Origin of the sequence: Actinomadura meridiana, from assembly GCF_039537545.1 — a bacterium.
Lineage (GTDB): Bacteria > Actinomycetota > Actinomycetes > Streptosporangiales > Streptosporangiaceae > Spirillospora > Spirillospora meridiana.
On sequence record NZ_BAABAS010000003.1, the window covers coordinates 68,810 to 95,431 of the forward strand.

A 26,622-nucleotide genomic window follows, 5' to 3' on the forward strand; every position below is an offset into this window, starting at 1 on the left:
GGCCCGGCGCGGATTCCCATCCGCGCCGGGCCGTCGCCCTTTCACCGGCCGCTCAGGGTGTCAGCCGGGCGTAGTCGCCCCGCCAGTACGCCAGCGGCGACTGCTCCGAGACGGCGCCGCCGACGATCCGTCCCAGCAGGACGGTGTGGTCGCCCGCCTCCACCGTGCCCGTCAGCTCGCACTCGGCGTGCGCGACGGTCGCCTGGAGGAGCGGCATCCCGGTGACCTCGCCCGGCTCCCAGCCCACCTGGTCGAACTTGCCCTGACCCTCCCGGGACGCGAACAGCTGCGAGATCTCCTGGCCGCGCACGCCCAGGATGTTCACCGCGAAGCGTCCCTGCCCGACGATCGCGCGCATCGTCCCGCTCAGGGAGCTGACGCACGTCAGGAGCAGCGGAGGGGAACTGGACACGCTGCACAGCGCGGAACAGGTGAACCCGCGCGGTTTCCCGCCGTCGTCCAGCGTGGTCACCACGGAGACACCGCTCGCGAACGAGCCCATCACCCTCCGGAACGTCATCGAGTCCACCGACGGCAGAGCCGAGCATCCGGTGGACGGGGCGTGCAGGTCCTGACTCGGCGTCCTCGCAGTCACCTCGGTCCGTCCCCTTCGACGACCGCCCGCAGGCGGGCACGGTCCAGCTTGCCGTTCGGCGTCCTCGGGAGCTCCGCCACGCTCCGCACGCGGTCGACCGTCATGTACGCGGGGAGCCGCTCCGCGCAGTGCCGCTTGACCGCCAGCAGCGACGGCGCGGGCCCCCCGGCGGGGACGACGAAGGCGTGCAGCCGTGCGCGCGTCCCCGAACCGGCCACCACCACGGCGGCCTCGGCGACGGAGTCCATCGCGGCGAGCGCGGCCTCGACCTCTCCCAGCTCCACGCGGTGTCCGCGAAGCTTGACCATGCCGTCGCGGCGTCCCAGGTAGTGCAGGTCGCCGTGCTCGTCGCGGCGGGCCAGGTCACCGGTCCGGTAGGGGCCGGAGTGCGGCTCCTGCCCCCAGTAGCCGAGCATCACGGTCGGGCCCGTGACGACGACCTCACCGGTGTCGTTCAGTGGAGTGCCGTCCGTTAAGGACTCGCCGTCCGGGTCGAGGGTGATCGTGTCGCCGGAGCACTCCCGGCCGATCGGCAGCGGGTCCGTCCGCGCGAGGTCGGCCTCGGTGACCTCGTAGCTGGTGCAGACGTTGGTCTCGGTCGGGCCGTACCAGTTGAGCAACCTGACCTGCGGCCATGCCTTGCGCAGCGCTTGGACGTGGTGGACGGCGAACGCCTCCCCCGCGAACACGCAGGCGCGCAGATCCGGCGGCGGCGGACCGTCGAGCAGCCCGCCCTGCCGGAGCATCAGGCTCAGCGCGGACGGCACCGAGTACCAGACGGTGATCCGCCGTTCCCGCAGGAAACCGACCAGCCGCTCCGGCGCGTAGGACATGTCGTCCGGGACCAGATGGACCGAAGCGCCCCCGACGAACGCCGCGTAGATGTCGAAGACCGACAGGTCGAAGTTGAACGGCGCGTGGTTGGACAGCCGGTCGTCCGGCCCGATCTCCAACTCGCCCGCCGCCCACTCCACGAACGCGAGCGCGTTGCGCGAGCTCAGGCACACCCCTTTGGGCTCACCCGTCGACCCGGACGTGTACAGGATGTACGCGGGATCGTCGGGCCCCGTGGGATGTGGTTCCGGAGGGTCCGCGCCCGCGTCGTACAGCTCGGTGAAGGTCGTCGGCCGCGGCCCGTCCCACGGCGCGTCGTGGTTTCCGCCCGCGACGTCCCCGCCCATCACATCAGGGCCCATCACGACCAGGCGCGGCGTCGAGTCGCGCACGATGAGCCGCACTCGGGCCGGGGGGTTGGCCGCCGCGACCGGGACGTAGACGGCGCCGATCTGCAGCGCCGCCTGCATCACCGCGATGGTGTGCACGGTCTTCCCCGCCCAGATCACCACCCTGTCGCCGGGCTCGACGCCCCTGTGCCGCAGGGCGGCGGCGTAGCGTCCGGCGAGCGCGTCCAGCTCCCGGTAGGTCGTGGGCCCGGAGGCGTCGTGGACGGCGACGGCGTCCGGATGGCGCCGCGCCGACTCCGCGAGCAGTTCGTGCAGGTTCACAGCCCCATCTCCTTCGCGATCAGTTCACGTTGGATGTCGGAGGTCCCGGAGAAGACGACGGACGGCACCGCGTCCCGCAGCGCCGCCTCGACGCCGTCCGGCCGCAGGTAGCCCCGGCCGCCGAACAGGCGCACCGCGTCAACGACGCTGGACAGGACCCCCTCGGACACGGCCAGCTTGGACAGCGGGGTGAACACCGTGGCCCGCCCGTTGCGGTCCAGCTCCCAGCAGGCGCGGTAGAGCAGCAGGCGGGCCGACTCGACGCGCAGCTTCATCTCGGCGAGCCGGTGCGACACGGCCTGGAACGACGCGATCGGACGGCCGAACTGGCGGCGTTCCCGCGCGTGCTCGACGCACTGGTCGAGGATCCGGTCGGCGAGGCCCACATACCCGGCGAACAGGCAGGTCCGTTCCCAGCCCATGGAGTGCTGGAAGATCCCGCCGCCCTGGCCGGGCTCGCCGAGGACGTCGCCGTCCGGCACGAAACAGTCGGTGAAGCGGACGCTCCCGGCGGGGCATGCGAGCAGCCCCATCTTCTCCAGCGGCGCGCTCACCGTGAGCCCGGCCGTCCCCGCCTCGACGACGAACGCGGTGACGCCGAGGTGCCCGGCCTTCGGGTCGGTGGTGGCGTAGGTGACGAGCAGGTCGGCGACGGGCCCGTTGCTGACGAAGCTCTTGTCGCCGTTGAGGATCCAGCCGCCCTCGGCCCGCTCGGCGGTGACGGACAGGCGCGCGACGTCCGAGCCCGCGCCGGTTTCGGTCATGGCGTTGCCCGCGACGAGTTGCCCGTCGCACATGCCGGGCAGCACCCGGTTCCGCAGCTCGTCGGCGCCGAAGTCGGCGATCGGCATCGCGCAGGCGAACAGGTGGGCGCCCGCCGCGAACACGAGCCCGGTGCGCGGGCAGCCGCGGCCGAGCGCCTCCATCGCGAGGGCGGTGTCGAGGGCGCCGAGGCCGCCGCCGCCGAACTCGCGCGGGACGCTCGCGCCGAGCAGGCCCAGCGCGCCGAGGGCGCGCCACTCCTTCGGGCCGAAGAAGCCCTCGGGGACGGGCTCGCCGTCCGCGAAGACCTCGCGTACTTCGTCCAGGGTTCGCCGGTACAGCTCGCGTTGCCGGTCGCACCAGCCGAAATCCATCGTTCCTCCAGCGTCACTGGTCGGGGCGGGGCCGTCCGGTTCCGGCCGCGGTCCCCTGGAGTTGCGGTCCGGGCGCGAGCGAGGCGTTCCCGCCGCGCAGCAGCCCGGTGATGAGCGGCGACGTCATGCCCGTGGTGAGCAGCGCCATCAGGACCATCAGCGTGAACAGCTCGGTGCTCAGCAGCCCCAGCCCGTATCCGATGTTCAGCACGACCAGCTCCGTGAGCCCCCGCGTGTTGAGCAGGACCCCCAGCGAGGACGAGTCCCGCCAGCTCATGCCGGTGAGCCGGGCCGACAGTGTGACGCCGCCGAGCTTGCCCGCGCACGCGACCAGGATGATCAGCAGCAGCTGGGCCAGCCCGCCCACCGTGATCGAGGTGAGGTCGACCGACAGGCCCGTGACGACGAAGTACACGGGTAACAGCAGTTTCGCGGCGTTCTCCAGCGGGATCAGCACGGTGCGCTTGGCGCACTCGCGGCCGCCGCGCGGCATGATCGCGCCGAACACGAACGCGCCGAAGATGGCGTGGATCCCGATGGTGGACGTCGCGTACGCGGACCCGAACACGCCCGCCGCGATGAGGGCGGGCAACTGCGCGGAGGTGGCGAGGCCCGGCCGCGCCACCAGCCAGGCCAGCAGCGGCCGCGCGAGCCACCACATCGCCGCGAAGTACACGATGCTCCAGAGCAGCATCCCCCCGAGGTCGCCGCCGTCGCCTGACGTCACCAGCGCGGAGACGAACGCGAGCATCGTCCACGCGTAGATGTCGTCGAGCGCCGCGACGGCCAGCGACAGCGAGCCGAGCGGGGTGCGGTGGATGCCGTGTTCGGTGAGCAGCCGGGCCAGGACGGGGAAGGCGGCGACCGACACCGCCACCCCGATGAACAGCGCGAAGTCCAGGAGCTCGACGTGCCGCCCGTTGACGGTGTCGTGCCCCTGGTGCAGGACGGCCGCGAGCCCCAGCCCGAGCGTGAGCGGCACCGTCACGCCGCCGAGCCACAGCAGGAACGTCCGCTTCCGCCTGCCGTCCAGCACCCCCCCGTCGAGCTCCCACCCGACGATGAACATGAACAGCAACAGGCCGACCTGGGCGACGGCGCTCAGATACGGCCTGATCTCGACGGGGAACGCCCGGTCCGACAGGTCGCCGGGCAACAGGCCGAGCAGGCTCGGCCCGAGGCAGACACCGGCGAGGATCTCGCCGACGACCGGCGGCTGCCGCAGCCGCGCGGTCAACGCGATGAACACCGTCGATGTCACCAGCAGCAGCGCGATGCCGCTGATGGACGTGGAGTGGATCCACTCCAGATGCTCGGCGCCTTTCACTTCACTCCCTATCGCAGACGTCACCGGGCCGGGCGCCGGGCGGCGCGGGCGGGTTCAGGCGATGATCCGCGGGGCCTCGATGAGGCGCAGGAAGGCGTCGTCGAGGTCGGCCGTCCCGGTCACCGCGCGGATCTTCTCCGGAGTGTCGTCGGCGATGATCCGGCCGTCGCGCATCAGCAGGATCCGGTCGCAGCGGGCGGCCTCGTCCATGACGTGGCTGGACACGAGGATGGTCACACCGTCGACGCGCGCGAGGTCGTGGAAGTACTCCCACAGCTCGCGGCGCAGCAGCGGGTCCTGCCCGACGGTGGGTTCGTCCAGGACGAGCATTCGCGGTTCGGCGACGAGGGCACAGGCCAGGTTGGCCCGGGTGTGCTGCCCGCCGGACAGGGTCCGGACGAGCTGTTTGGCCTGCGGGCCCAGGGACACCCGCTCGATCGCGGCGGCGGCGTCCCGCTTGGACTTGCGGTGCAGCGCCGCGAAGTGCCGGACGTTCTCCTGCACGGTCAGGTCGGCGTACACGCTCGGGGACTGGGTCAGGTAGGCGACCTCGCGGCGCAGCGAGGCGGTACCGGCCGGACGTCCCAGCACGGTCACCTGACCGCTCTTGATCTTCTGTACGCCGACGACGCACCGCATCAGCGTGGTCTTGCCGCTGCCGCTCGGGCCGACCAGGCCCGTCACGGTCCCGGTGCCGACGGTCAACTCGACGTCGTTCAGGATCGGGCGGCCGCCTCGGTGCACGACGAGATTTCGGATCTGCACGGCCGAACTGGTCATGGTCATCTCCATTTCGGGGGTCGGAGCTGAGATGGGTCGGGGCTTGCACGGGTCGCGGCGGGGCTAGGCGGTGCGGCGGCGGACGACCATGGCGACGCACACCAGCGCGACGACGCTGATCGCGACCATGCCGATGCCGTTGCCGATCAGGGCGGTTCCTCCGTCGGCGTGTTCGCGGGTCGCCGTCATCGAGCGGGTGACGGTGGACAGGGGCACGTACCGTTCGACGCTCTGGAGCCAGTCGGCCATCTCCGCCACCGGCCAGGGCACGCCGCAGATCATCAGCTGCGGCACCATGAGGCCGGGCAGCATCTGGGCGGCCTGCTCCTCCGTCCGGCAGACGGCGCTGAACGCCAGGCCGAGGCTCATCCCGAACACCCCGCAGAGCGCGATGACGGGGAACAGCAGCCAGGGCGAGGCCGCCATCTCGATGTCGCTGAGCCGCAGCCCCAGCGGAACGGTGATCACGGCCTGGACGACCGAGACGGTCACCGCGGCGCACAGGTACCCGGCGACCAGGTCGAGCCTGCTCGCGGGCGAGGCGAGGACCGTCTCCAACGTGCCCCGGAGCCGTTCCCGGATGACCATGGTGCTGCCGACCAGGTACAGCGTCAGCATCGGGAACGTCCCGAGCATCATGGCGCCGGTCGGGGCGAACTGCTCGGGCGTGTCGAACAGGTAGCGGACGAAGATGATGAGGACGCCGGGCGCGACCAGCAGGAAGAGGAGCGAGCGCGCGTCGCGGAAGATCTCACGCAGGACGCGGTGGGTGATCGCGGCGGTGATCCGTGGGGAGAACATGTCACTTCCTTTCCAGCTCGTCCGGTCAGGCGGTCCGGCGGTTCAGGACGGTGAGCAGCGTCATGACGGACGCCAGGAGCACGATCCCGAGCGTGACGCCCAGGTTCCGCGCGAAGGTGGCCGTGATCCTGGAGTGCGTCTGGAACTCGCCGACCGCGCCGACCAGGTAGCGCCACGGCGCGACGAGGGCGATGGCCTGCATCCACTCCGGCAGATCCTTGACGGGCTGGAACAGCCCGCTCACCATGACGTGCGGCACGGCGGTGGCGGGCAGCATCTTGGTGAGTTCGAACTCGTTGCCCGCGAGGTTGATGGCGAACATGCCGAGCAGCACGCCCAGCACGCAGCTGAACAGCGACATGAGGCTCACCGCCCACCACGCCCCGGCGCTGTCGAGCCCGAGCAGGCCGTAGCTCACCGAGACCATGAGCGCGACCTGCGCCAACGCGGGCACGCAGAAGGCCATGACGTAGCCGACGAGCACGTCCATCCGGCTGACGGGCGCGGTGAGCAGGTACTCCAGCGAGCCCTGGTGACGTTCCCTCTGGAGGCTGAACGCGGCGAACAGGAACCCGGGGGCCGTGGGGAACATCCCCATGATCAGCAGCCCGACTCGGTCGAACATCTGGGGGTGGCGGGTGAGCATCTCCGCACAGAGGATCATGACGAACGCCGGTGACCCGATGAACAGGAACAGCGTCCTGTGGTCACGCCTCAGACCCCGGAGCACCCGCCCCGCGATGAGCAGCGATCTCCCAGAGAGCATGGATGACGACCCTTCTGTCGGGCGGGTCCGCTACCGGACCCGGGGAGCTGTCACGCCGTCCGACGGCGGATGAACAGAGAGGCGAACGCCAGCGCGCCCGCGGCGACCGCGAGCATCGCGATGAGGTTCGTGACCAGGGAGGTTCCGCCATAGGAGTGTTCGCGCGCGGCGGTCATCGCGCGGGTCACGGTGGACAGCGGCAACGCCCGCTCCAGCCACTGGACCCAGTCGGCCATCTGCGCGACCGGCCAGACGATGCCGGTCACCAGCATCTGCGGGATCATCACGCCGGGCATGAACTGGAACGCCTGGCCCTCGTTCGCGCACGCGGCGCTGATGAGCAGGCCGAGGCACATCCCGAACATCCCGCTGCACATGGCCAGCAGGCCCAGCAGCCACGGCGGGCTCGCCGTCGAGATGTCGCTGACCCAGTACGCGACGGCCGTCGTCACCACCGACTGGGCGGCGGCGAGGACGGCGCCCGCGCAGACATAGCCGAGCACGAGCTCCGGCCGGGTCACCGGCGTGGCGAGGATCGACTCCAGCGACCCCCGGGTGCGCTCCCGGACGATCGACGCGCTGCCCACCAGCGTCATCGTCATGGCCGGGAACAGGCCGATCATCATCACGCCCGACGGATTGAACGCGGTGGCGGACTCGAACAGCGCGGGCACGATGACCAGCAGCAGCCCGGGGGTGACGACGAGCACCACCCGTGACCTCGGATCTCGTAGGAACTCCTTGACGATGCGGTGCGTGACCACACCCGTCCTGTGTGGGGAGAACATGTCGTACCTCCAGGGGTGACGTGGTCTAGGCGGTTCTGCGGCGGAAGATGGTGATGACGCTCACCGCCGACAGCAGGGCGACGATGAGGAGGGTCGCGCCGAGGTCGCCCCACATCCCCGCGGTCATCGAGGCGTTCTCGTGCAGGCCGGACACCGCGCCGACGGCGTAGCGCCAGGGCGCGACGCTCGCGAGGACCTTCATCCAGCCGTCCATGTCGTCGAAGGGCTGGAAGATCCCGGAGAGCATGAGATGGGGCGCGGCCATCGCGGCCAGGACCTTGGTGAGCTGGAGCTCGTTGTGCGCCAAATTCGCCGAGAAGAGCCCGAGGCCCACCCCGAGCACGCAGCTGAGCAGGGCGAACAGGGCGACCTGCCACCACGCGCCCGCGATGTTCAGGTCGAGGAACCCGTAGGTGACCGCCAGCATCCCGGCGATCTGGACGAACGCGGGCAGCGTGAACGCGATCACGTAGCCCACGTACACGTCCAGGCGCCGCACCGGCGCCGTCATCAGGTACTCCAGGGTTCCCCGGTACCGTTCGCGCTGCACCGCGAACGCGACGAACAGGAATGCGGGGGCGGTCGGGAACAGCCCCATGGTGATGAGCCCCACCCGGTCGAACGTCTCCGGGTGGTCGTACAGGATGCCCTTGGTCAGGACCATCACGAACGCCGGGGAGACGATGAACAGGAACATCGTCCTGACGTCTCTCTTGAGCTCCCGGAGCATCCGGTCCGCGATGTACAGCGCGTTCCTTGAGATCATCGGTTTCACCGCCTTTCGGGGAGGGGGTCGCGGCGCCGGCTACAGGACGCGGCGGCCCCGGACCATCTCTCGGGTGCTCTCGCGCAGGAAGCCGAGCATCAGGCGGCGGACGTCCGGCGGCGCCTTCCGCGCGGCCCACCACATCGTTCGCGCGACCCGCGGCAGGGTCGGGTTGATGAACCGCAGCTCGCGTTCCGTCCAGCCCCAGTGCCGGGGGACGAACGACGCGTTCTCCATGTGGTCGTACACCGCGTCGGCGGCCTCCAGGCCGCTGATCTTGCCGGCGTCGTAGGCGTCGCACTGGGCGACCATCTCGTCGAACAGCTCGGCGTAGCCCTCGTGGTCGGACCAGTGCAGGCCGGGGTTCTCGACCTCCTCCAGTTCGAGGAGGTGGTTGGAGCCGCCGTCCTTGCGCCAGCGCCGGAGCGCCTCCAGCGCGCGGAACGTCCCGGCGTTGGAGCCCCAGGCCCAGACGCGGAAGACGGCCGACCACAGCTCGTGGCTGGAGAACGACTGGTAGGCGGCGTTGACGAGCTTGTCGTTGCCGTCGAACAGCGCCTGCTGGCGGCGGTCGACCACGTCGAACCGCTCGGCGGAGAAGTCGTCGTCGGTGACGGCGCGCAGGATGCGCCAGGCGACGATGTTGATGGCCTCGCACGTGTTGTGCAGGCCGCGCGAGAACAGCGGGTCGATGAACGCGGCCGCGTGCGCGAGCAGCATCCAGCGGTCGCCGACCGTGCGGGACGACGAGTACTGGATCCGGTCCGTCGAGACCCACTCCCGGACGGGTTTCACGCCCTCGAACTGCCGTCGCAGGTCGGGGAACCGGTTGACGTGATGCCAGAAGTCCTCTTCGGCCGTCATGTCCTTCGGCCTCGGGTACGTCCGCTCGTCGAGCGTGAGCCCGACGCTGCACAGCGGGTTCCGCGACGACGAGTGGTTGTCGAAGGCGATCAGCCAGAACCAGCCGTGGTCGAACAGGTGGTGGACGGTGCCGTCGTACCAGGGCACGGGCGGCGTGTCGGCCCGGCGGCGGCGGAACACGTCGTCGGTCTTCGGGGTGTCGAGCATATGGTTCCACATGGACCGCGAGTGGTGCCGGTAGCGGCACGGGTCCTCGCGGAGCCCGAACTTGTTCGCCACCACCGACTTGAACCCGCTGGCGTCCACGAGGTAACGGGCGCGCAGCTCCTCACCGCGGGACGAGCCGATCGTCACGCCCGAGCCGTCGACGTCGATGTCGTCGGCGGTGAAGTCGGTGCGGGTCGCGCAGCCGTACTTGACGGCGACGTTGTAGAGGTAGGCGTCGGTGTCCTGGCGCAGCATGTGCGCCGCCGGGTGCAGCAGCAGCTTCGGGAAGTTGAACATCGTGAGCTGCCGCGGGTCCTGCGGTTGGCCCTCCTGGTGGTTCATGAACCCGAAGTGGAGCTTCTGCCCGTGCGACGCCGAGATGATCTTCTGGCAGCCGGTGAAGGTCGACAGCGTCATCAGTTCCGGCACGTCGTAGCGGAGCGCCATCGTCCGCAGCGTCACCAGCATGTTGGGGATGGTGGACTCGCCGATGGCGAACTTCGGGTGGGACTTGGCGTCCAGCAGGAGCACCTTGGCGCCGTTGCGCGCCAGGATGGCGCCGAGCATGGACCCGGCGAACCCGGAACCCAGGATCGCGACGTCGTACAGCTTCTGGTCGTTGGCGGTCATCGGTATCTCTCCGCTTCCGGTCGAGGGCCGCTAGTACTTCAGCGGGTCGGGGACCCGCAGGTTGCGGCCGAGGACCGCCCGGCCGGCGAGCATCTGCCTGAACTCCTCGCCCAGCTCGAACTCGCCCTTGGCGAAGCGCTTGCGCATGAAGAGCGTCAGCCCCTCGCGTGTCAGCTCCCCGATCTGCGGCGGCGCGTCCTTGCGCGCCCACCGCAGCGCCCGCAGGACGCCCGTGAACGGCAGGTCCAGGCACGCGACACCGGGGTCGGTGAGGCCGAACCCCGGCGGCACGAAGTCCGCGTCGCGCAGCCGCGCGAAGATGGCGTCGGCGGCGTCGCCCGCGTCCCGCGTGCCCTGCCGGACGCCCTCGCACTCGTCGCCGACGTCGCGCAGCAGCTGCACGAGCGGCGCGAACGCCGAGTCGTCCGGTGTCCGTCCGCGCCACCAGGCGTGTTCGAGACGGGTGAGCACGGCCGTGTCGCGGGTGTTCAGGTACTGGGCGTAGGCCCGGTTGACCTCGAACGTCGCGATGATCTGGCCGAGCGCCCAGATGCGGAACCAGGCGTTCCACAGCCGCCAGTCGCCGAACGACGCGTAGGCGTTCGCGCACAGGTCGTCGTTGAAGTCGAGCAGGCCCTGTTCCAGGTCCTGCATGAAGGAGAACCGCTCGACGGAGAAGTCGTCGTCGCGGATGGCGTCCAGGAGCCGGTGCGTCAGCGCGTGGACGGTCTCCATCGTGTTGGACATGCCGCGGGAGAACAGCGGGTCGATGAACCCGGCGGCGTGGGACGTCAGGCACCACCGGTACCCGACGGTCTGCCTCGGCGAGTACTGGAGCCGGCCGGTGCGCACCCAGCTGCGCACCGGCCGGGCGCCCGCGAACTGGGCGGCGATGTCGGGGTACTTCGCGAGGAAGTCCTCGAACTCCTGCTCGGGCGAGCAGTCCGGCTGGGGGTGCAGCCTCGGGTCCATGAGGAGGCCGACGCTGCACAGCGGGTTCGTCGCCCGCGGATGGTTGTCGAACGGGATGATCCACATCCATCCGCCACGGAACATGTGATGCAGGGTGCCCTCGTGCCAGCGGGTCGGGAAACCGCCGTCCGGCCGCGCGACGTCGTCGAACGGCCGGACGCCGATGAAGTGGTTGAACATCGACCGCGAGTGGTGCCGGAACCGGCACGGGTCCTCGCGGAGCGCGAACTTCTCGGCCAGCACGGACCGGTGCCCGCTGGCATCCACGACGAACTTCGCGCGCAGCGTCGCGCCGGTCGCGAGGCTCAGGGTCGCGCCCGCGTCGTCGATGTCGACGTCGACGACGGGCTGCTGCTGGCGCAGCTGCGCCCCGTACTTCGCGGCGATCGACGCCATCCAGGAGTCGACGTCCTGGCGGAAGTAGTGGTTCTCGGTGTTGAGGATCTTGGGGATCTGGAAGTGCGTCCGGTGCTTCGGATCCTGCCGCTCGCCCTCCTCGTGGTGGACGAACCCGAAGTTCTTCTTGATCCCGCACTGCGTCGTGACGTTGGCGTACACGCCCTCGAACGTCGACAGGTGCTTGATCTCGGGGACGTCGTACCGTTCGGCGATGAGCCGCAGCATCATCGAGGTGAACGGGATCGTCGACTCGCCGATGGTGAACTTCGGATGGGTGCCCGCGTCGACCAGCACCACGGCGGCGCCGTTGCGCGCCAGGCACGCGGCGAGGACGGCCCCCGCCACGCCGGAGCCGATGATCGCGACATCGAATCCGTCCCGGTCGTCCGCGCGGTCCGCGGAATACGCTCCCGGCCGCCCGCTGTCCTTGACCATGTTCTCCTCCTCCGCGCCGCCGCGGAACGCTCAGTTTCCGGCGGCCACAGACGGTGACTTGAGGGTGCCCAGGTAGGGGTGCCACAGATGGTCGGGGTCCTCTTCGACCGCCTTGACGATCTCTCGCATCCGGCTGAGCGCGGCGGGCTCGTCGTCCTCGTAGACGTCGCCCTGGAGCATCTTCAGGACGTCGATCCGGTACCGCTCGTCCTGCACGAACGCGGTGAAGAGGATGTTGAGCCGGTAGTAGATCGTGATGAACTCGTACCAGTTCGACACGCCCCGGCGGATCTTCGTCTCGTAGGTCGCGAACCGCTCGCGGCCGTAGTCGCCGGCCTTCGCCGCCTCGACGATGTCCTGGCAGGCGAGCCTGGCGCTGTTCATCGCCACGCTGACGCCGCTGGAGAAGATCGGGTCGACGAACCGGGCGGCGTCCCCGATGAGGACGAACCGGTCGCCGCAGATCTCCTTCATGCCGTAGCTGTAGTCGCCCTCGGTCTTCAGCGGGCGGACCTGGTCGGAGTTCTTGAGCGCGTCCAGCAGCTCGGGACGGCTGGCGACGGTGTCCCAGAAGAACCGCTCGCGGTCGCCGCCGTACTCCTTGAACCGCGACTTCTGGCTGACCACGCCGACCGACGTGATGGTGTCGGTGATCGGGATCTGCCAGACCCACGTGTCGGACACCGGCAGGAAGTGGATGAAGATGTAGTCGGCCTTGGACTTGTCGACCGCGAGGGCGGTGCGGTCGAACCCGTCGAACCAGGCGTGCACGGCGTACTGGTTGAACACCGGGTCGGGCACCTTGAGCTTCAGCTGCCCGCCGAGGTGGGTGCGCCTGCCGCTGGCGTCGACGACCATGCCGACGGGCACGTCGATCGTCCGGCCCGCCATCCGCACGCTGAGGACGGCGTTCTCACCGGAGAAGTCGACCGAGCGGACGTGCACGCCCTGGTGGACGGTCGCGCCGAGCTCCTCGGCGTGCTTGAGGAGGATCAGGTCGAGCTTGCCGCGGTCGACGTGGAAGGTGTAGTCGCGGTCCACGCCGGGCTGGTCGCGCTCGCTGAACAGGATCTCGGCGGCCCGGAAGTCGTGGGTGAGGCCGCTGAACCCCATGTGGTCGATGTCGCGGTTCTCCGCCGACGTCCACGCGGCGCCGTACTTCTTGGGGAAGCCCGCCGCCTCCACCTTCGCCATCGCCCCGGTCTCCAGCAGGACCGGGGTCGTCGCCGGGACGAGCGACTCGCCCACGTGCTCGCGGGGGAAGTTCTCGGCCTCGAAGACCGCTACCTTCAGACCCGCCTTGGCGAGGTAGGCGGCCGCCGTCGAGCCCGCGGGCCCGCCCCCGATGATGCCGACATCGAACTCTGCGCGCACGAGGAACTTCCCTTCCGGCCCGGTTTCCGAGCCACCGATTCTGCGATTCAGCAATGGACTGAATTCGCTCTCAGGCCGCCTGCACGTACAACTCGCGCACCATTTCGGTGATCGAATGCAGGTTCCGGAATCGTTTACCGGTGATGTGGGACGGCGGGATCTCGACCCCGAACCGCTCCCGGATGTGCGAGATCAGGACCGCCGTGTTCATGGAGTTGAGGACCCCCCACTCCAGTAACGGGGTGTCCCGGGTGAACTCGCCGTTCTCCTTGCCGTCCAGGAAATTCTCCGCGATATACGCGCGGAGCTCCGTGTAGATCTCCTGAGCGCTGGGCGCCATCGGGTGGATCCCTTCGATTGGCTTTTCGCCGGTGCCGTGGCGGCCGGCTTCCGAAGACACCATTACCGCCGACGCTGAAAGCCTGGTCGAAGCCCGCTCTACAAGCGCTCCACAACTGGTCAGGCGTCTGCCGCCGCGGCCGACGACGGGCAAAAAGAGTGAAATTTGAGCGAGCCGAGAGCGCGCGACCCCATCGTGTGACGGGTCGGGGCTGACCCCCGAACCAATTCGGCCTTTGACGAATCCGGGCCTCGTCGGGAGGTGGGCGGAATGGCGGAAGACCAGCTGACCGATATCGCCGTCGTCGGTGTCGGTTGCCGGCTGCCCGGCGGAGTCCGCGATCTGGAGTCGCTGTGGCGGATCCTGGACGGCGGACTCGACGTGATCGGCCCGCTTCCGGCGGACCGCTGGGACGGCGAAGGAGACCAGGGTTTTCGCGGCTGCTATCTGCCGGACATCGACCGTTTCGACGCGGGGTTCTTCGGCATCACGCCGCGCGAGGCGCGCCAGATGGACCCGCAGCAGCGGCTTCTCATGGAGGTCACCTGGGAGGCCATGCAGGACGCCGGGGTGCCGCGCGACCGCTGGTACCGGTCGTCCACCAGCGTCCATTTCGGCATCCTCGGCTCCGACTATCTGGTGCTGCACGCCAGGAACACCGGGCCCGGCGGCATCGACCCGTACTTCGCCAGCGGGAAGGAGTTCAGCTTCGCCGCGGGCAGGGTCGCCTACACCTTCGGCCTGCACGGCCCGTGCATGGCGCTGAACACGGCCTGCTCCTCGTCGCTGGTGGCCGTGCACCTGGCCTGCCAGGGGCTGCGGTCAGGGGAGGCGGACACCGCTCTCGCCGGGGGCGTCAACGCGATCGTCGCGCCGGAGCTGTCGGTGTACATGGACAAGGTCGGCGCGCTGTCCCCGAACGGCCGGTGCCGCCCGTTCGACGCGTCGGCCGACGGCGTGGTCAGGGGCGAGGGCTGCGGCGTCGTCGTGCTGAAACGCCTCGCCGACGCGGTGCGCGACCACGACCAGATCTACGGGGTCATCCGCGGCTCCGCCGTCAACCACGACGGGCACAGCGCGGGCCTGACCGCGCCGAGCGCGCCCGCCCAGGAGGCGCTGCTGCGTACGGCGCTGCGCTCCGCGCGGGTCGACCCGGAGGACCTCTGCTACGTGGAGGCGCACGGGACGGGGACGCCGCTCGGCGACCCGCTGGAGCTGTCGGCGCTCGCGTCCGTCATCGGCGCCGGACGCCCCGCCGACCGGCCGCTGCCGGTGGGGTCGCACAAGGCCAACTTCGGGCACATGGACTCCGCGGCGGGCATCGCCGGGCTGCTCAAGGTGCTGGCCGTGCTGCGGTGGCGCTCCGTCCCGCCGCAGGCCGGGCTGAGCGACCCGTCCCCGCACGTCGACTGGGCGGCGTCGGGGCTGACGGTGCCGACACGTCCGCTGCCGCTTCCCGGGTCCGGGCCGTTGACGGCGGGTGTCAGCGCCTTCGGCCTGTCGGGGACGAACGCGCACGTCGTCCTGTCCGGGGCGCCGGAGACGGCGGCGCTTCCAGATCGGGGCGCGGACGCTCCTTACACCTTGGCGCTCTCGTCGTCGACGGAGGCGGGGCTGCGCGAGCTCGCGGCGGACCACCTGCGCCTGCTCCGGGACGCCGGGGCTCAGGTCGGCGACATCGCGGCGGCCAGCACCGTCCGCCGGACGCACCTCGCCCACCGGCTCGCCGTCGTCGCGGACGACCCCGCCGGGCTCGACACGGCGCTCGGCGCGTTCCATGACGGGCGGCGCCATCCGGCGGCGTTCTCCGGGACGTCCACCGACGAGCCGTACGAGGACGAGCCGATCCCGATCGTGTACGTCTGCTCGGGCCAGGGATCCCAGTGGCCCCGCATGGGCATGGACCTCTACGGCTCGGAGCCCGTCGTCACCGAGACGCTCGACGAGTGCGACGCGCTGATCGCCGAACACGCGGGCTGGTCGCTGATCGACGCGCTGCGCGACGAGGACCCGGCCCGGCTGCGCGCCACCGAGGTCGCGCAGCCCGCCATCTTCGCCGTGCAGCTCGCCCTCGCCCGGCTGTGGAGTTCCTGGGGCGTCCGGCCGGACGCGGTCGCCGGGCACAGCGTCGGGGAGGTCGCCGCCGCGTGCGTGGCGGGCGCGCTGACCACGCGGGACGCGGCGCGGCTCATCGTCGACCGGGGCAGGCTGATGCAGCGGGCCGCCGGGACGGGCCGGATGGTCGCGGTCGAACTCGGCCCCGACGAGGTCGCCGACCGGCTGGCCGGACGCCATCCCGACGTGTGCGTGGCGACCGTCAACGGGCCCCGGTCGGTGGTGCTGGCCGGACCGGCGGAGCCGATCGAACGCGCGGTGTCCGAGCTGGAACGGGACGGGACGACCGTGCTGCCGCTCGGTGTCGACTACGCCTTCCACAGCCCGCTGATGCGCCCGTACGGCGACGAGCTGGAGCGCCTGTCGGCGGACCTCGTCGCGGCGGAGCCGGACCTGCCGGTGCTGTCCACGGTCGTCCCGGGTGAGACGTCCCCGGTGATGGACGCCGCGTACTGGGGCCGGAACCTGCGCGACGCCGTGCTGCTGTGGCCCGCCGTCGACGCCTTCCTGGCCGAGCGGGACGCGGCCTTCGTCGAGATCGGCGCCCATCCGGTGCTGACCCGTCCGCTCCAGGCGGCGCTCGCCCATCGGCATCGGCGCGGGCCGGTGGCCGGTTCGCTGTCGCGCGGGCGTCCGGGCCGTATGACGTTGGCCCAGGCGCGGGCGCGGCTGCACGTCCAAGGCGTCGGCGTCGACTGGGCGTCGATCGCGGGCGGGCCCGTCCGCGCCGTCCACCTCCCGCCGCCGCGCTGGGCGGACGACCGGTTCTGGCTCCCCGGCGTGCCCCGAGGCGGGCGGACGAACACCCCGGCCACCTCGAACACCCCGGCCAGCTCGCCCGCCAAGGCCCCGGAACCCGAGCGCGCGGTCGTCGCGAACGTGGCGGCGGCCGGTCCGCCGGATCGGGAACGTGTCGCGGTGGTCGTCCACCGGACGCTGCTCGCGATGCTGGAGCTTCCGCCGGGCCACCGGCTGCCCCGCACGGGCGGCTTCTTCGATCTCGGCCTGGACTCGGTGTCGACCGTCGAGTTCGCCCGCGAGCTGGGCGAGGCGCTCGGCTGCCGGGTGGCGGCGGCGGACGTGCTGTCCCACGCCTCCATCGACGCCCTCACCGACCACGTCCTCTCCCTCGACCCGAAGGACTGGACCGCGAGAACGGCGGCGCCTCGAAAGGCGGCCCCCAAGAGGCACGAGGCGCCGAAGGTGGTCGAGGAGGCCCCGCCCACCGGGCCCGAACCGGTCGCGATCATCGGGATCGGCTGCCGTCTGCCGGGCGGGGTGCACGATCCGGCCGGGTTCTGGCGGCTGCTGTCCGGCCGGGTGGACGCCACGACGGAGGTGCCCGCCGACCGCTGGGACGGCGCCGCCCTTCGCGCCGCGAACGGCAAGGTGAAGCCGGGCGCGACCGCGACGTCCAGGGGCTCGTTCCTCGACGCGGTCGACGGCTTCGACCACGCCTTCTTCAAGATCTCGCCCGTCGAGTCGCGGAGCATGGACCCACAGCAGCGGCTGTTCCTTGAGGTCGCCTGGGAGGCGCTGGAGGACGCGGGCCTCGCGGCCGAGCGGCTGCGCGGCGGACGGACGGGCGTCTTCGTCGGCCTGAACACGACCGACTACCAGCAGCTCGTCACCGCGCGGGCGTCCGACATCGACCTCTACTACGGCACCGGCAACTCTTTCAGCGGCACCGCCGGGCGCCTGTCCTACTTCCTCGGGCTGCGCGGCCCGAGCATCGCCGTGGACACCGCCTGCTCGTCGTCGCTGACCGCCGTGCATTTGGCCTGCCAGAGCCTGCGGGCCGGTGAGAGCGAGACGGCCGTCGCGGGCGGCGCGAACGTGATGTGCACGCCGACGGTCTTCCTGTCCATGTCGGCGGCCGGGGCGCTGGCCCCCGACGGCCGCTGCAAGACCTTCGACGACTCCGCCGACGGCTACGGCCGAGGCGAGGGAAGCGGGGTCGTGGTCCTGAAGACGCTGTCGCGGGCCCTGCGGGACGGCGACCGGGTGTACGCGGTGATCCGCGGCAGCGCCGTGAACCAGGACGGCGCGAGCGGCGGCTTCACCGTGCCGAACGGCGAGGCGCAGCGCGACGTCGTCCGGACGGCACTGGACCAGGCGGGCGTCGCCCCCGGACAGGTCGGCTACGTCGAGGCCCACGGCACCGGCACCCGCCTCGGCGACGCGATCGAACTCCGCGCCCTCGCCGCCGAACTCGGGCAGGGCCGGGGCCCGGACGACCCGCTGCTGGTCGGCTCGGTCAAGACCAACGTGGGCCACCTTGAGGCCGCGGCGGGCATCACCGGACTGATCAAGACAGTGCTGGCGCTCCAGCACGAGGAGATCCCGGCGCATCTGCACGTGACGACGCCCACACGGCAGATGGACTGGGACGAGCTGCCGCTCCGCGTGGCCACCGCGCCCGTGCCGTGGCGACGCGGCGGCGGCGGTACGCGGACGGCCGGGGTGAGCGCGTTCGGGTTCACCGGGACGAACGCGCATGTCATCGTCCAGGAACCACCCGTCCAGGAGCCGTCCGAGGGGGAGGCGCGAGGCGGTGGGCGCCCCCTGTTGCTCACCGTCTCCGCCGCCTCCCGCGAGGCCCTGGCGGATGTCGCCGCCCGGATTGGCTCGGCACTCGCCGTCGTCCCCGAACCGGACCTGGCTGACCTGTGCTGGACGTCCGGAGCGCGGCGCACGCACCACGAGCACCGCGCCACGGTGGTCGGTGCCGACCGGCGGGAACTGGTCGCCCGGTTGGCCGCCGTCCAGGACGGATCGGACGGAGGCGTCCACGTCCACGTCGGCACGGCTCGTCCAGGCGAACACAAGCGGCTGGCGTTCTACTACGGCGCCGAGCCCGCGTACCCGCCCGCAGGGCCCTGGTGCGCGGAGCCGCTGGCGGCGCTCGACGCCGAGGCGCGGACCCTGGCCGGGATCGAGCCCTTCGCGCTGTGGCTCTCGGGAAACCGGCCCGAACCCGGCTCCCCCACCGCCGACCTGGTGACCCTCGCCGGACACCTGGCCATGACCGCGCTGTGGGCGTCCTTCGGAGTCACCCCGGACGCGGTCGTGGGCGAGGGCGCCGGGGAGCACGCGGCCGCGTGCGCGGCGGGCGAGCTGACCGTGGCCGAGGCCATCCGGCTCGTGCTGGACCAACGGGCACCGGCGGACGGCGCGCGGACCGGCATCGTCCGCTACCGGGCCCGTCCGAGCTGGCCGGACACCGCCGCGCCGCTCACCGACGACGGCATCGAGGCCGTCCTGGACATCGGCGGGCTCCCCGTGAAGGACGGCGACCTGCTGGTGCTGCCCGGCGTCCAGGAGACCCCTCCCCCGGACATGGCCGCCCTGCTGCACTCGCGCGGTTTCCGCGTCGACTGGGGTCTGGCCGTGCCGTCGCGGCGCCGCCTGGTCACGCTGCCCGGCTATCCGTGGCAGCGGCGGTCGCACTGGATCACCGCCCGGTCCGCCGCACCCGCCGTCCAGCGGCAGCCCGCGACGACGGTGGTCGAGCCGGAGCCCGAGACGGGGATGCTCGCCGCCGAGCTGACCGCGATGTCGGCGGGACGGCGCCGCGACCACACGATCGAAGCGTTGATCGACATGGCCTGCGCCGTGCTCGGCGAGGTCGACGACATCGAGCCCGACCAGGGCTTCTTCGACCTCGGCATGGACTCGGTGCTGTCGGCCCGCCTCAAGGCCGACACCGAACACCGGCTGGGACGCGAACTCCCCGGCACCGTCATGTTCGAGTGCCCGAACGCCGCGTCCTTCGCCGACTTCATCCTCACCGAGATCCTCACCCTCGACACCGAGGACACCGCCCCTGAAGACCCCGCCCACGAAGACCCCGACGAAGACGACGTAGACGGCGACGACGACCTGGACCTCACGGACCGCCTGCTCGCCGCGATCGACAGCGCCGAGTCGATGCTGACCGAAGGAGACCCGCGATGACCGAGACCGACAACGGCCACCGCCGCCATCTCGCCGACGCGGCCCGCACGATCGAACGGCTCCAGCGGCGGCTGAACGACCTGCGGAAGGAACCGCCGCACGAGCCCGTCGCGATCGTCGGGCTCGGGTGCCGCATGCCCGGCGGCGCGGACTCCCCCGAACGCTTCTGGACGATGCTGACCGAGGGCGTGGACGCCACCCGCGAGTTCCCGTCCGAACGCGGCGACGCCGCCTCGCTCTACCATCCGGATCCGGACGAGCCGGGCCGCGCGTACACGGTCCGCGGCGGCTTCCTGGAGGAGGTCGACCGGTTCGAACCGGCCGCGTTCGGGATCTCGCCGCGCGAGGCGCTCGGCATGGACCCGCAGCAGCGGCTCACGCTGGAGGTGGCCTGGGAGGCGCTGGAGCGTGCCGGGTACGCGCCGGACGGTCTCGTCGACAAGCCGGTCGGCGTCTTCATCGGCCTCAGCACCACCGACTACGTGCGGATGCGGCAGAGCGAGGGCGACATCCGCGACGTCGACGCCTACCAGCTCGTCGGCGAACCCAGCTTCGCCGCCGGACGGCTCTCCTACACGCTCGGGCTGCGCGGACCGAGCAAGGTCATCGACACGACGTGCTCATCCTCGCTGGTCGCGGTGCACGACGCCTGCCAGGCGCTGCGTCTCGGCGAGTGCGACATGGCGCTCGCGGGCGGCGTGAACATGATGCTGTCGCCGTACGGGTTCGTGCTGATGAGCAAGTTCAGCGCGCTGTCGCCGGACGGCCGGTGCAAGACGTTCGACGCGTCCGCCGACGGCTACGCACGCGGTGAGGGCGCGGGCATCCTGGTGCTGAAGCGCCTGTCGGACGCGGTCCGCGACCGTGACCACGTCGTCGCGGTCGTGCACGGCTCGGCGGTCAACCACGACGGCCGGTCCAGCGGGCTGACGGTGCCGAACCCGGCGGCGCAGCGGCAGGTCGTCGAGTCGGCCATCGCGCAGGCGCGCATCGACCCCGGTGAGATCGACTACGTCGAGGTGCACGGGACGGGCACGTCGCTCGGCGACCCGATCGAGCTGCGGGCCCTGGAGGCCGTGATCGGCAGGCACCGTCCCGGCGGGTCCCCGCTGCTGGTCGGGTCGGTCAAGACGAACATCGGGCATCTGGAACCGGCGGCGGGCGTGGCGGGGCTGCTCAAGCTCGTGCTGTCGCTCCAGCACGGCTTCATCCCGCCGCACCTGCACTTCACGACGCCCAACCCGAACGTCGACTGGACCGGGCTGCACATCCAGGTCACCGCCGAAGGAACGCCGTGGCCGGAGGCGGAACGGCCGCGCACGGGCGCGGTCAGCAGCTTCGGGGTCAGCGGCACCAACGCGCACTGCATCGTCCGCACCCCCGAACCGAACGGGTCACGTCCGTTCCGCCAGGAAGACTCGGCACCGGGCGTGCTGCTGCTGTCCGCGCGCACCCCGGAGGCGCTGACCCTCCTGTCGGAGCGATACGCCGCCCACCTGCGGGAGGCCACCGACCTCGACCTGGCCGACGTCTGCTACACCACCCAGGTCGGACGCGCCCGGCAGCCCCACGGCCTCGCCGTGGCGGCCGACTCACTGACCGGGCTGGCGGACGCCTTGTCGGCGCACACCCGAGGCGAGCGGCACCCGGGCCTGCGCACCGAGGAGATGCCAGGACGCAAGCACCGCAAACCGGTCTGGACGTTCACCGGCCAGGGCTCAACGCACGCCGACGCCACGGCCGGACTCGCCGCCGAACCCGCGTTCGCCACCGCCTTCGACGAGTGCACCGCCCTCTTCAAGCCCCTCATCGACGACCAGCGCCGCGACCGGTGCACGTTGTTCGCCTTCCAGTACGCGATGGCGGCGCTGTGGCGGTCTTGGGGCGTGACGCCGGGCGCCGTCATCGGGGACGGCGTCGGTGAACTAGTCGCCGCCTGCGTCGCCGGAGCGCTGCCGTTGTCCGACGCGATCCGTCTGGCCGCCGACCCGGACGAACCAGAGTTCAAGGCCGAGAAGGCCGAGACGTCGATCCGGCTCGTGTCCGGCACCGGCTTCGAGGCGGGAATCGCATCGCTGCACGCGGACGGTTTCCGCACGTTCCTGGAACTGAGCCCCGCCCCGGGGACGCAGCCGATCGACGGCCCCGACTGCGCGTGGATACCGGCGGTGCAAGACAGTCTCGACGCCCGTGTCTCCGTCCGGCTGGCGCTGGGAGCCGCCGCACTGCGCGGCATCACGGTGAACTGGGAGAAGGCGCACGGGGACACCAAACCCGGCCGGGTGCCGCTTCCCACCACGGTCTGGCAGGGCTCCCGCTACTGGTTCACCAGCAAGCAGCCCACCCAGGCGTCGTCACCTGAACCTGCTTCCATGTCCGCGTCCGCGCCTGTGGTGAACGATTCGTCCCAACACCTGCCGGGTGGGCTGCGGCGGCTGAGGTCCGCCGTCCCCACCTACCAGGCCGACCTGACCCCCCCGTACTGGACGGAGCGTGCCCGGGACGGCCGCCTCACCCTGGGCTCGCTCGGCGAAGCGATCGACACCGCCGCCCGTGACGCGCTCGGCGGCGCCTGGCGGACCATCCGAGACCTGCGGCTCGACCAGCCCGTCCCGGTGGACGGCGAGGGCCGGACACTCCAGCTCACCGTCGCGTCCGACGGGCCCGGAGGCTGCGCCGTGAACGTCCACTCGATGTCCGCCGCTGAGGAGGCCGCCGGTGCCCCTTGGCGGCCACACGCGCACGCCATGCTGCGCCGCCGTCCCTCCGAAGAGCCCCCAGGGGACGCGCACCACGACACCGAGGGCTCCGTCATCACGGCAGGCGCGGGCTGGGCCGCCCTGCTCGACGCGTCGGTCGCGGCACTCGCGAAGTCAGGCAAGGCATGCGCGCTGGCGGAGGCGACGGTGGACGACCCCGGCCGCGTCCGCCACGTCAAAGCCGTCGCGGACACGGGCGATGTCGTGTTCCTCGCCGAGGACGGTTCGCGCGTCGGCGGCGTCCGAGGGTTGGAGATCACCGACGCGGGGGCGAACCAGCCGCAGGGCTCGGTGTGGCGGCCGCCCGCCGAGCTGCTCTACGAGGTCGCGTGGGAGCAGTGTCCGCTGCCCCCGGCGCCTGACGTCCACGACGAGGACGTCCTCCTGATCGCGGACCGGGGCGGCGTCGCGTCCGCGCTGGCCGACGAGCTGCGGCGGCGCGGCGCCCGATGCCATGTCGCCGACCCCGGCGGCTGGGACGGGCCCGCCGCGCCGGGCCGGATCATCGTCCTCACCGGCCTGGACGCGCCGGACCCGGAGACGTCCGACGCCGCCGCGATCACCGAGTACCACCGGAACGGCGAGCTGACCATCGTCGCGCTGATCCAGCGCCTGATGGCGGATCCGGCGTGCGCCGACACCAAGCTGTCGATCGTGACGCGCGGCGCCGTCCCGGCCGAGAACGGCCTCACCTCGCCGTTCGCGGGCACGATCTGGGGGCTCGCCAGGGTCATCGCGCTCGAAGACCCCGCCCACTGGGGAGGCGCCGTCGACCTCGACCCCGCCGCACCCGCCGACGCCGACCCCGGCGCCCTGGTCGCGGCCCTGCTCGACCCGGCCGAGGACGAGCAGGCGCTACGCGGCGGCCACCGGTATGCGGCCCGGCTGGCGTCCCGCGACATCGAGCCGAACGTGCCCCGCCGCGAACCGCCGATCAGCGCCACCGGCTCCTATCTCATCACCGGCGCGTTCGGCGGGATCGGCCGGTCCGTCGGCCGCTGGCTGGCCGAGCGTGGCGCCGGACGGCTCGTCCTGCTGAGCCGCACGCCGCTGCCACCCCGCGCCGACTGGGACGCCGCCGACCTCGCCGCCGACGCCGCCGACCGCGTCGCGTGGGTGCGGGCGCTGGAGGATCTCGGCGCGCGGGTCGAGCCGGTGACCGCCGACGTCGCCGACCCCGCCTCGATGGAACCGGTCATGACCGCGCTGCGCGCCGACCCCGTCGCCTGTGGGGGGGCAACCCCCCACACCCCCCGGAACGGGCCGTGGCCCCTGCTCGGCGTCGTCCACGCGGCCGGTGTGTCGCGGCCCGAGTTCCTGAAGGACGTGCCGGTCGACGACCCGTCCGGCTACGACGCCGTCTGGCGCCCGAAGGTCGTCGGCGGATGGCTCCTGCACACGCTGACCCGCGGCCTGGACCTCGACTTCTTCGTCGGGTTCTCCTCGATCGCCGCCACCTGGGGCTCGCAGCACCTGGCGTCCTACTCGGCCGGTAACGCCTTCCTGGATGCACTGGCGGACTACCGCGCGGGCCGGGGCGAGGCCGCGCTGACGATCGCCTGGGGGCCGTGGGACCTGCCGTCCGCGCTGTTCGACGACGAGGTGCTGCGCTTCCTGACCTCCACCGGCCTGCGCACGCTCGCGGCGCCGCAGTGCCTGTCCCTCCTGGGCACGCTTCTGGCGGAGGGCGCGTCGCACGGCGTCGTGTGCGCGGTCGACTGGTCCACGTTCAAGCCCGTGATGGAGGCCAGGATCGACCGGCCCCTGCTCCGGGCGGTGGACGCCGGTGACGCGACCGACGGCCCGACCGCGCCACTGCTCGGCGAGCTGGCGGCCGCCGACCCGGGGCAGCGCACCGGCATGCTCACCGAGTTCCTCCGGGACGCGGCCGGGGGCGTCCTCGGGATCCCGCCCGAGGACATCGGCGCGGCCGACGACGTCATCGCGTTCGGCATGGACTCACTGATGGTGATGGACGTCGTCAAACGCTGCAAACGCGAGCTGGACGTCGAGATCCGCCCAAGCCGCTTCTTCGCCAACACCACCCTCGGCGAATGGGTCGAACTGCTCGACACCGAAGTCGGCGGCAGCACCACCGAGCCCACCGCCGCTACCACCGCCGAATCCGCGACCGACACGGTCACCGGCGACGACGTGACGACACCGGCGGGCCTGGCACGGCGAGTGGCGCTCGACCCGGCGATCCGCCCGCGCGGGCCGCTCGGCGACGGGCACCGCGACCCGCGCCGCGTGCTGCTGACCGGGGCGACCGGGTTCGTCGGCGGCTACCTCCTGGACGAGCTGCTCGCCACGACCGGCGCGACGGTGGTCTGTCTCGTCCGGTGCGCCGACGAGACCGAGGGACTCGGCAAGATCAGGCAGAACATCGAGCAGTATCTGCCCTGGCGGGACGACGCCGTGGGCCGCGTCACCGTCCTGCGCGGTGACCTGGCCGAACCCCTGCTCGGCCTGTCCGACGAGCGGTTCGACGCGCTCGCGCACGAGGTCGACGCCATCTACCACTGCGGCGCCCACGTCAACTTCTCCTACACCTACGAGCAGCTCGAAGCCGCCAACGTGCACGGCGTCGCGGAGATCCTGCGGCTCGCCTGCCAGGGCCCGCTCACCCCGGTCAGCCACGTGTCGACGTACGGGATCTGGGGTATCCCCGCCGACGGGCGGACGCTCATCACCGAGCACGACGACATCGGCACGGCGGGACGTCTCGTCACCGGCTACGTGCAGACGAAGTGGGCGGCCGAGCAGCTGGTCGAGGAGGCGCGGGGACGCGGCATTCCCGTGGACGTCTACCGGCCGGGCCGGGTCCTCGGCGACTCGCGCAGCGGGGCGTGCCTGACGACGCACTTCACCACCCGCGTCCTGAAGGGCTGCGTCCAGCTCGGGTTGGCGCCCGATCTCGACCTGGAGGTCGAGATGACCCCGGTCGACTACGTGAGCGCCGCACTGGTCCGGGCGTCCCGCCAGCAGCGCGCGGACGGCCGGACGTACCACCTGGTGAACCGGACGAAGATGCGGTTCGCCGAGGTCATCCGCACCGTCATCGAGCACGGGTGGCGGCTGGAGGTCGTCCCGGTCGACCAGTGGTGGAAGGAGCTGGAGAAGACCTTCGCCGAGCGGGACAACGTGCTGCACCCCGTGATGGACGTGGTCGAGGAGTTCGTGGTGGGCGGCGAGGAGGCCATCGACTACGACACGGCCGGGGCCGAGACGGCGCTGGCGGGCACCGGGGTCCGGTGCCCGCCGCTGGACGGTCGGCTGCTGGAGACCTACTTTTCCTGGATGGCCGCGACGGGATATCTCCCGGCGCCGACCCGCAGCACCCGCTGATGGATCTCCTGGATCTCCGGGGAGGGCAGCAGCCCGAGTTCGCGGTCGAGGGAACGCCGCAGGCTATCGAACACCTTGAGCGCCTCGTTCCTTCGACCGGCCCGGCTCAGCGCCATGATGAGCTGACCGTGGAACCATTCGTTGAACGGATTGTCCGCGACCAGCCACCGGAGTTCGCCGATGAGCTCCCGGTCGTGGCCGAGTTGGACGTCGGCACGGATCCGCGACTCCAGGCAGTGCAGCCGCTGCTCCCGGAGGTCGAGCGCGTGGGTCTCCAGGAGCGGGCCCCGGTTGACGTCGGCGAACGGCGGCCCCGTCCACAGGGACAGCGCGTGCCGCAGGAGCTGGGAGGCCTCCTCGGCACGGCCCGCCGCGAGCAGGGCCCGGCCCTGCTTGGCCTCCTCGGCGAACACGTGCACGTCCAGTTCGGAGGGCGGCACCCGCACGAGGTAGCCGGTGGGTCTGGTGACGAGGAACTCCCGGGTGTCCGGCACCAGCCGGCCGCCCTCGATGATCTTACGTAGCTGGTACACGTAGGTCTGGACGGTGGCGGGCGCGCTCTTCGGCGGCTCCTCCTCCCAAAGTTCCTGAACCACCGTTTCCATGGAGACCAGCTGGTTCGAACGCGCCAACAAAAGCGCGAAAAGTTGCCGCATTTTCGGAGTCATCGACTCGCACACATTTGTGCCATTGGAGATTTCGAACGAGCCGAGTAACGCAAACCGAGCCATTTGTGTGCCCCCTATCACCGCACGGTC

At 71.4% G+C, this 26,622-nt stretch carries 16 protein-coding genes; 2 read left to right on the forward strand and 14 right to left on the reverse strand.

The features are described 5' to 3' along the window. Positions 1–52: 52 nt before the first annotated feature. From ABD808_RS01915 to ABD808_RS01975, 13 genes are all read right to left on the reverse strand, one after another. Entirely contained in the window at positions 53–520 is a 468-nt protein-coding gene (locus ABD808_RS01915; RefSeq protein WP_344888581.1) for a flavin reductase family protein, read from the reverse strand. Between the two features lie 71 nt (positions 521–591). Continuing rightward, positions 592–2,100 carry an amino acid adenylation domain-containing protein gene (locus tag ABD808_RS01920; protein ID WP_344888584.1) on the reverse strand — a complete coding sequence of 503 codons (1,509 nt, stop codon included), beginning with the start codon at positions 2,098–2,100 and terminating at the stop codon, positions 592–594. After that, on the reverse strand, positions 2,097–3,236 hold the full coding sequence (locus ABD808_RS01925) for an acyl-CoA dehydrogenase family protein (protein ID WP_344888587.1): 1,140 nt from the start codon (positions 3,234–3,236) through the stop codon (positions 2,097–2,099). Before ABD808_RS01925 ends, ABD808_RS01920 begins: the two co-directional genes overlap by 4 nt. Positions 3,237–3,249: 13 nt before the next feature. Further along, the gene (locus ABD808_RS01930) at positions 3,250–4,563 is read right to left on the reverse strand and encodes a cation:proton antiporter domain-containing protein (protein ID WP_344888590.1); all 1,314 of its coding nucleotides are present in this window, start codon (positions 4,561–4,563) and stop codon (positions 3,250–3,252) included. 54 nt (positions 4,564–4,617) lie between these two features. Then, entirely contained in the window at positions 4,618–5,343 is a 726-nt protein-coding gene (locus tag ABD808_RS01935; protein ID WP_344888593.1) for an ABC transporter ATP-binding protein, read from the reverse strand. Positions 5,344–5,406: 63 nt separating this feature from the next. Further along, a complete protein-coding gene (locus ABD808_RS01940) occupies positions 5,407–6,144 on the reverse strand; it encodes an ABC transporter permease (protein ID WP_344888595.1) in 738 nt (245 codons plus the stop codon). A 25-nt stretch (positions 6,145–6,169) separates the two neighbouring features. Then, positions 6,170–6,910 (reverse strand): ABC transporter permease, encoded by a 741-nt coding sequence (locus tag ABD808_RS01945; protein WP_344888597.1) that lies wholly within the window; start codon positions 6,908–6,910, stop codon positions 6,170–6,172. 50 nt (positions 6,911–6,960) lie between these two features. Beyond that, entirely contained in the window at positions 6,961–7,698 is a 738-nt protein-coding gene (locus ABD808_RS01950; RefSeq protein WP_344888599.1) for an ABC transporter permease, read from the reverse strand. A gap of 25 nt (positions 7,699–7,723) precedes the next feature. After that, positions 7,724–8,464 (reverse strand): ABC transporter permease, encoded by a 741-nt coding sequence (locus ABD808_RS01955; RefSeq protein WP_344888601.1) that lies wholly within the window; start codon positions 8,462–8,464, stop codon positions 7,724–7,726. Positions 8,465–8,503: 39 nt separating this feature from the next. Continuing rightward, entirely contained in the window at positions 8,504–10,165 is a 1,662-nt protein-coding gene (locus tag ABD808_RS01960; protein ID WP_344888604.1) for an NAD(P)/FAD-dependent oxidoreductase, read from the reverse strand. A gap of 30 nt (positions 10,166–10,195) precedes the next feature. After that, positions 10,196–11,971: an NAD(P)/FAD-dependent oxidoreductase gene (locus tag ABD808_RS01965; protein ID WP_344888607.1), complete on the reverse strand. Its 1,776-nt coding sequence runs from the start codon at positions 11,969–11,971 to the stop codon at positions 10,196–10,198. Between the two features lie 30 nt (positions 11,972–12,001). Further along, complete coding sequence (locus tag ABD808_RS01970) at positions 12,002–13,345, reverse strand: NAD(P)/FAD-dependent oxidoreductase (RefSeq protein WP_344888610.1); 1,344 nt, start codon at positions 13,343–13,345, stop codon at positions 12,002–12,004. Positions 13,346–13,415: 70 nt separating this feature from the next. Further along, on the reverse strand, positions 13,416–13,685 hold the full coding sequence (locus ABD808_RS01975; RefSeq protein ID WP_344888613.1) for an acyl carrier protein: 270 nt from the start codon (positions 13,683–13,685) through the stop codon (positions 13,416–13,418). Positions 13,686–13,955: 270 nt separating this feature from the next. Here ABD808_RS01975 and ABD808_RS01980 point away from each other — a divergent pair, with 270 nt between their 5' ends. Together ABD808_RS01980 and ABD808_RS01985 are read left to right on the forward strand one after the other, a co-directional pair. Then, positions 13,956–19,757, forward strand: coding sequence for a beta-ketoacyl synthase N-terminal-like domain-containing protein (locus ABD808_RS01980; protein ID WP_344888616.1), 5,802 nt, complete (start codon positions 13,956–13,958; stop codon positions 19,755–19,757). Further along, entirely contained in the window at positions 19,754–25,864 is a 6,111-nt protein-coding gene (locus ABD808_RS01985) for a thioester reductase domain-containing protein (protein ID WP_344888619.1), read from the forward strand. Before ABD808_RS01980 ends, ABD808_RS01985 begins: the two co-directional genes overlap by 4 nt. On the opposite strand, the gene ABD808_RS01990 is transcribed toward ABD808_RS01985, so the two are convergent. Continuing rightward, positions 25,804–26,595: an AfsR/SARP family transcriptional regulator gene (locus ABD808_RS01990; protein ID WP_344888622.1), complete on the reverse strand. Its 792-nt coding sequence runs from the start codon at positions 26,593–26,595 to the stop codon at positions 25,804–25,806. The genes ABD808_RS01985 and ABD808_RS01990 overlap by 61 nt on opposite strands. Between the last annotated feature and the right edge of the window lie 27 nt (positions 26,596–26,622).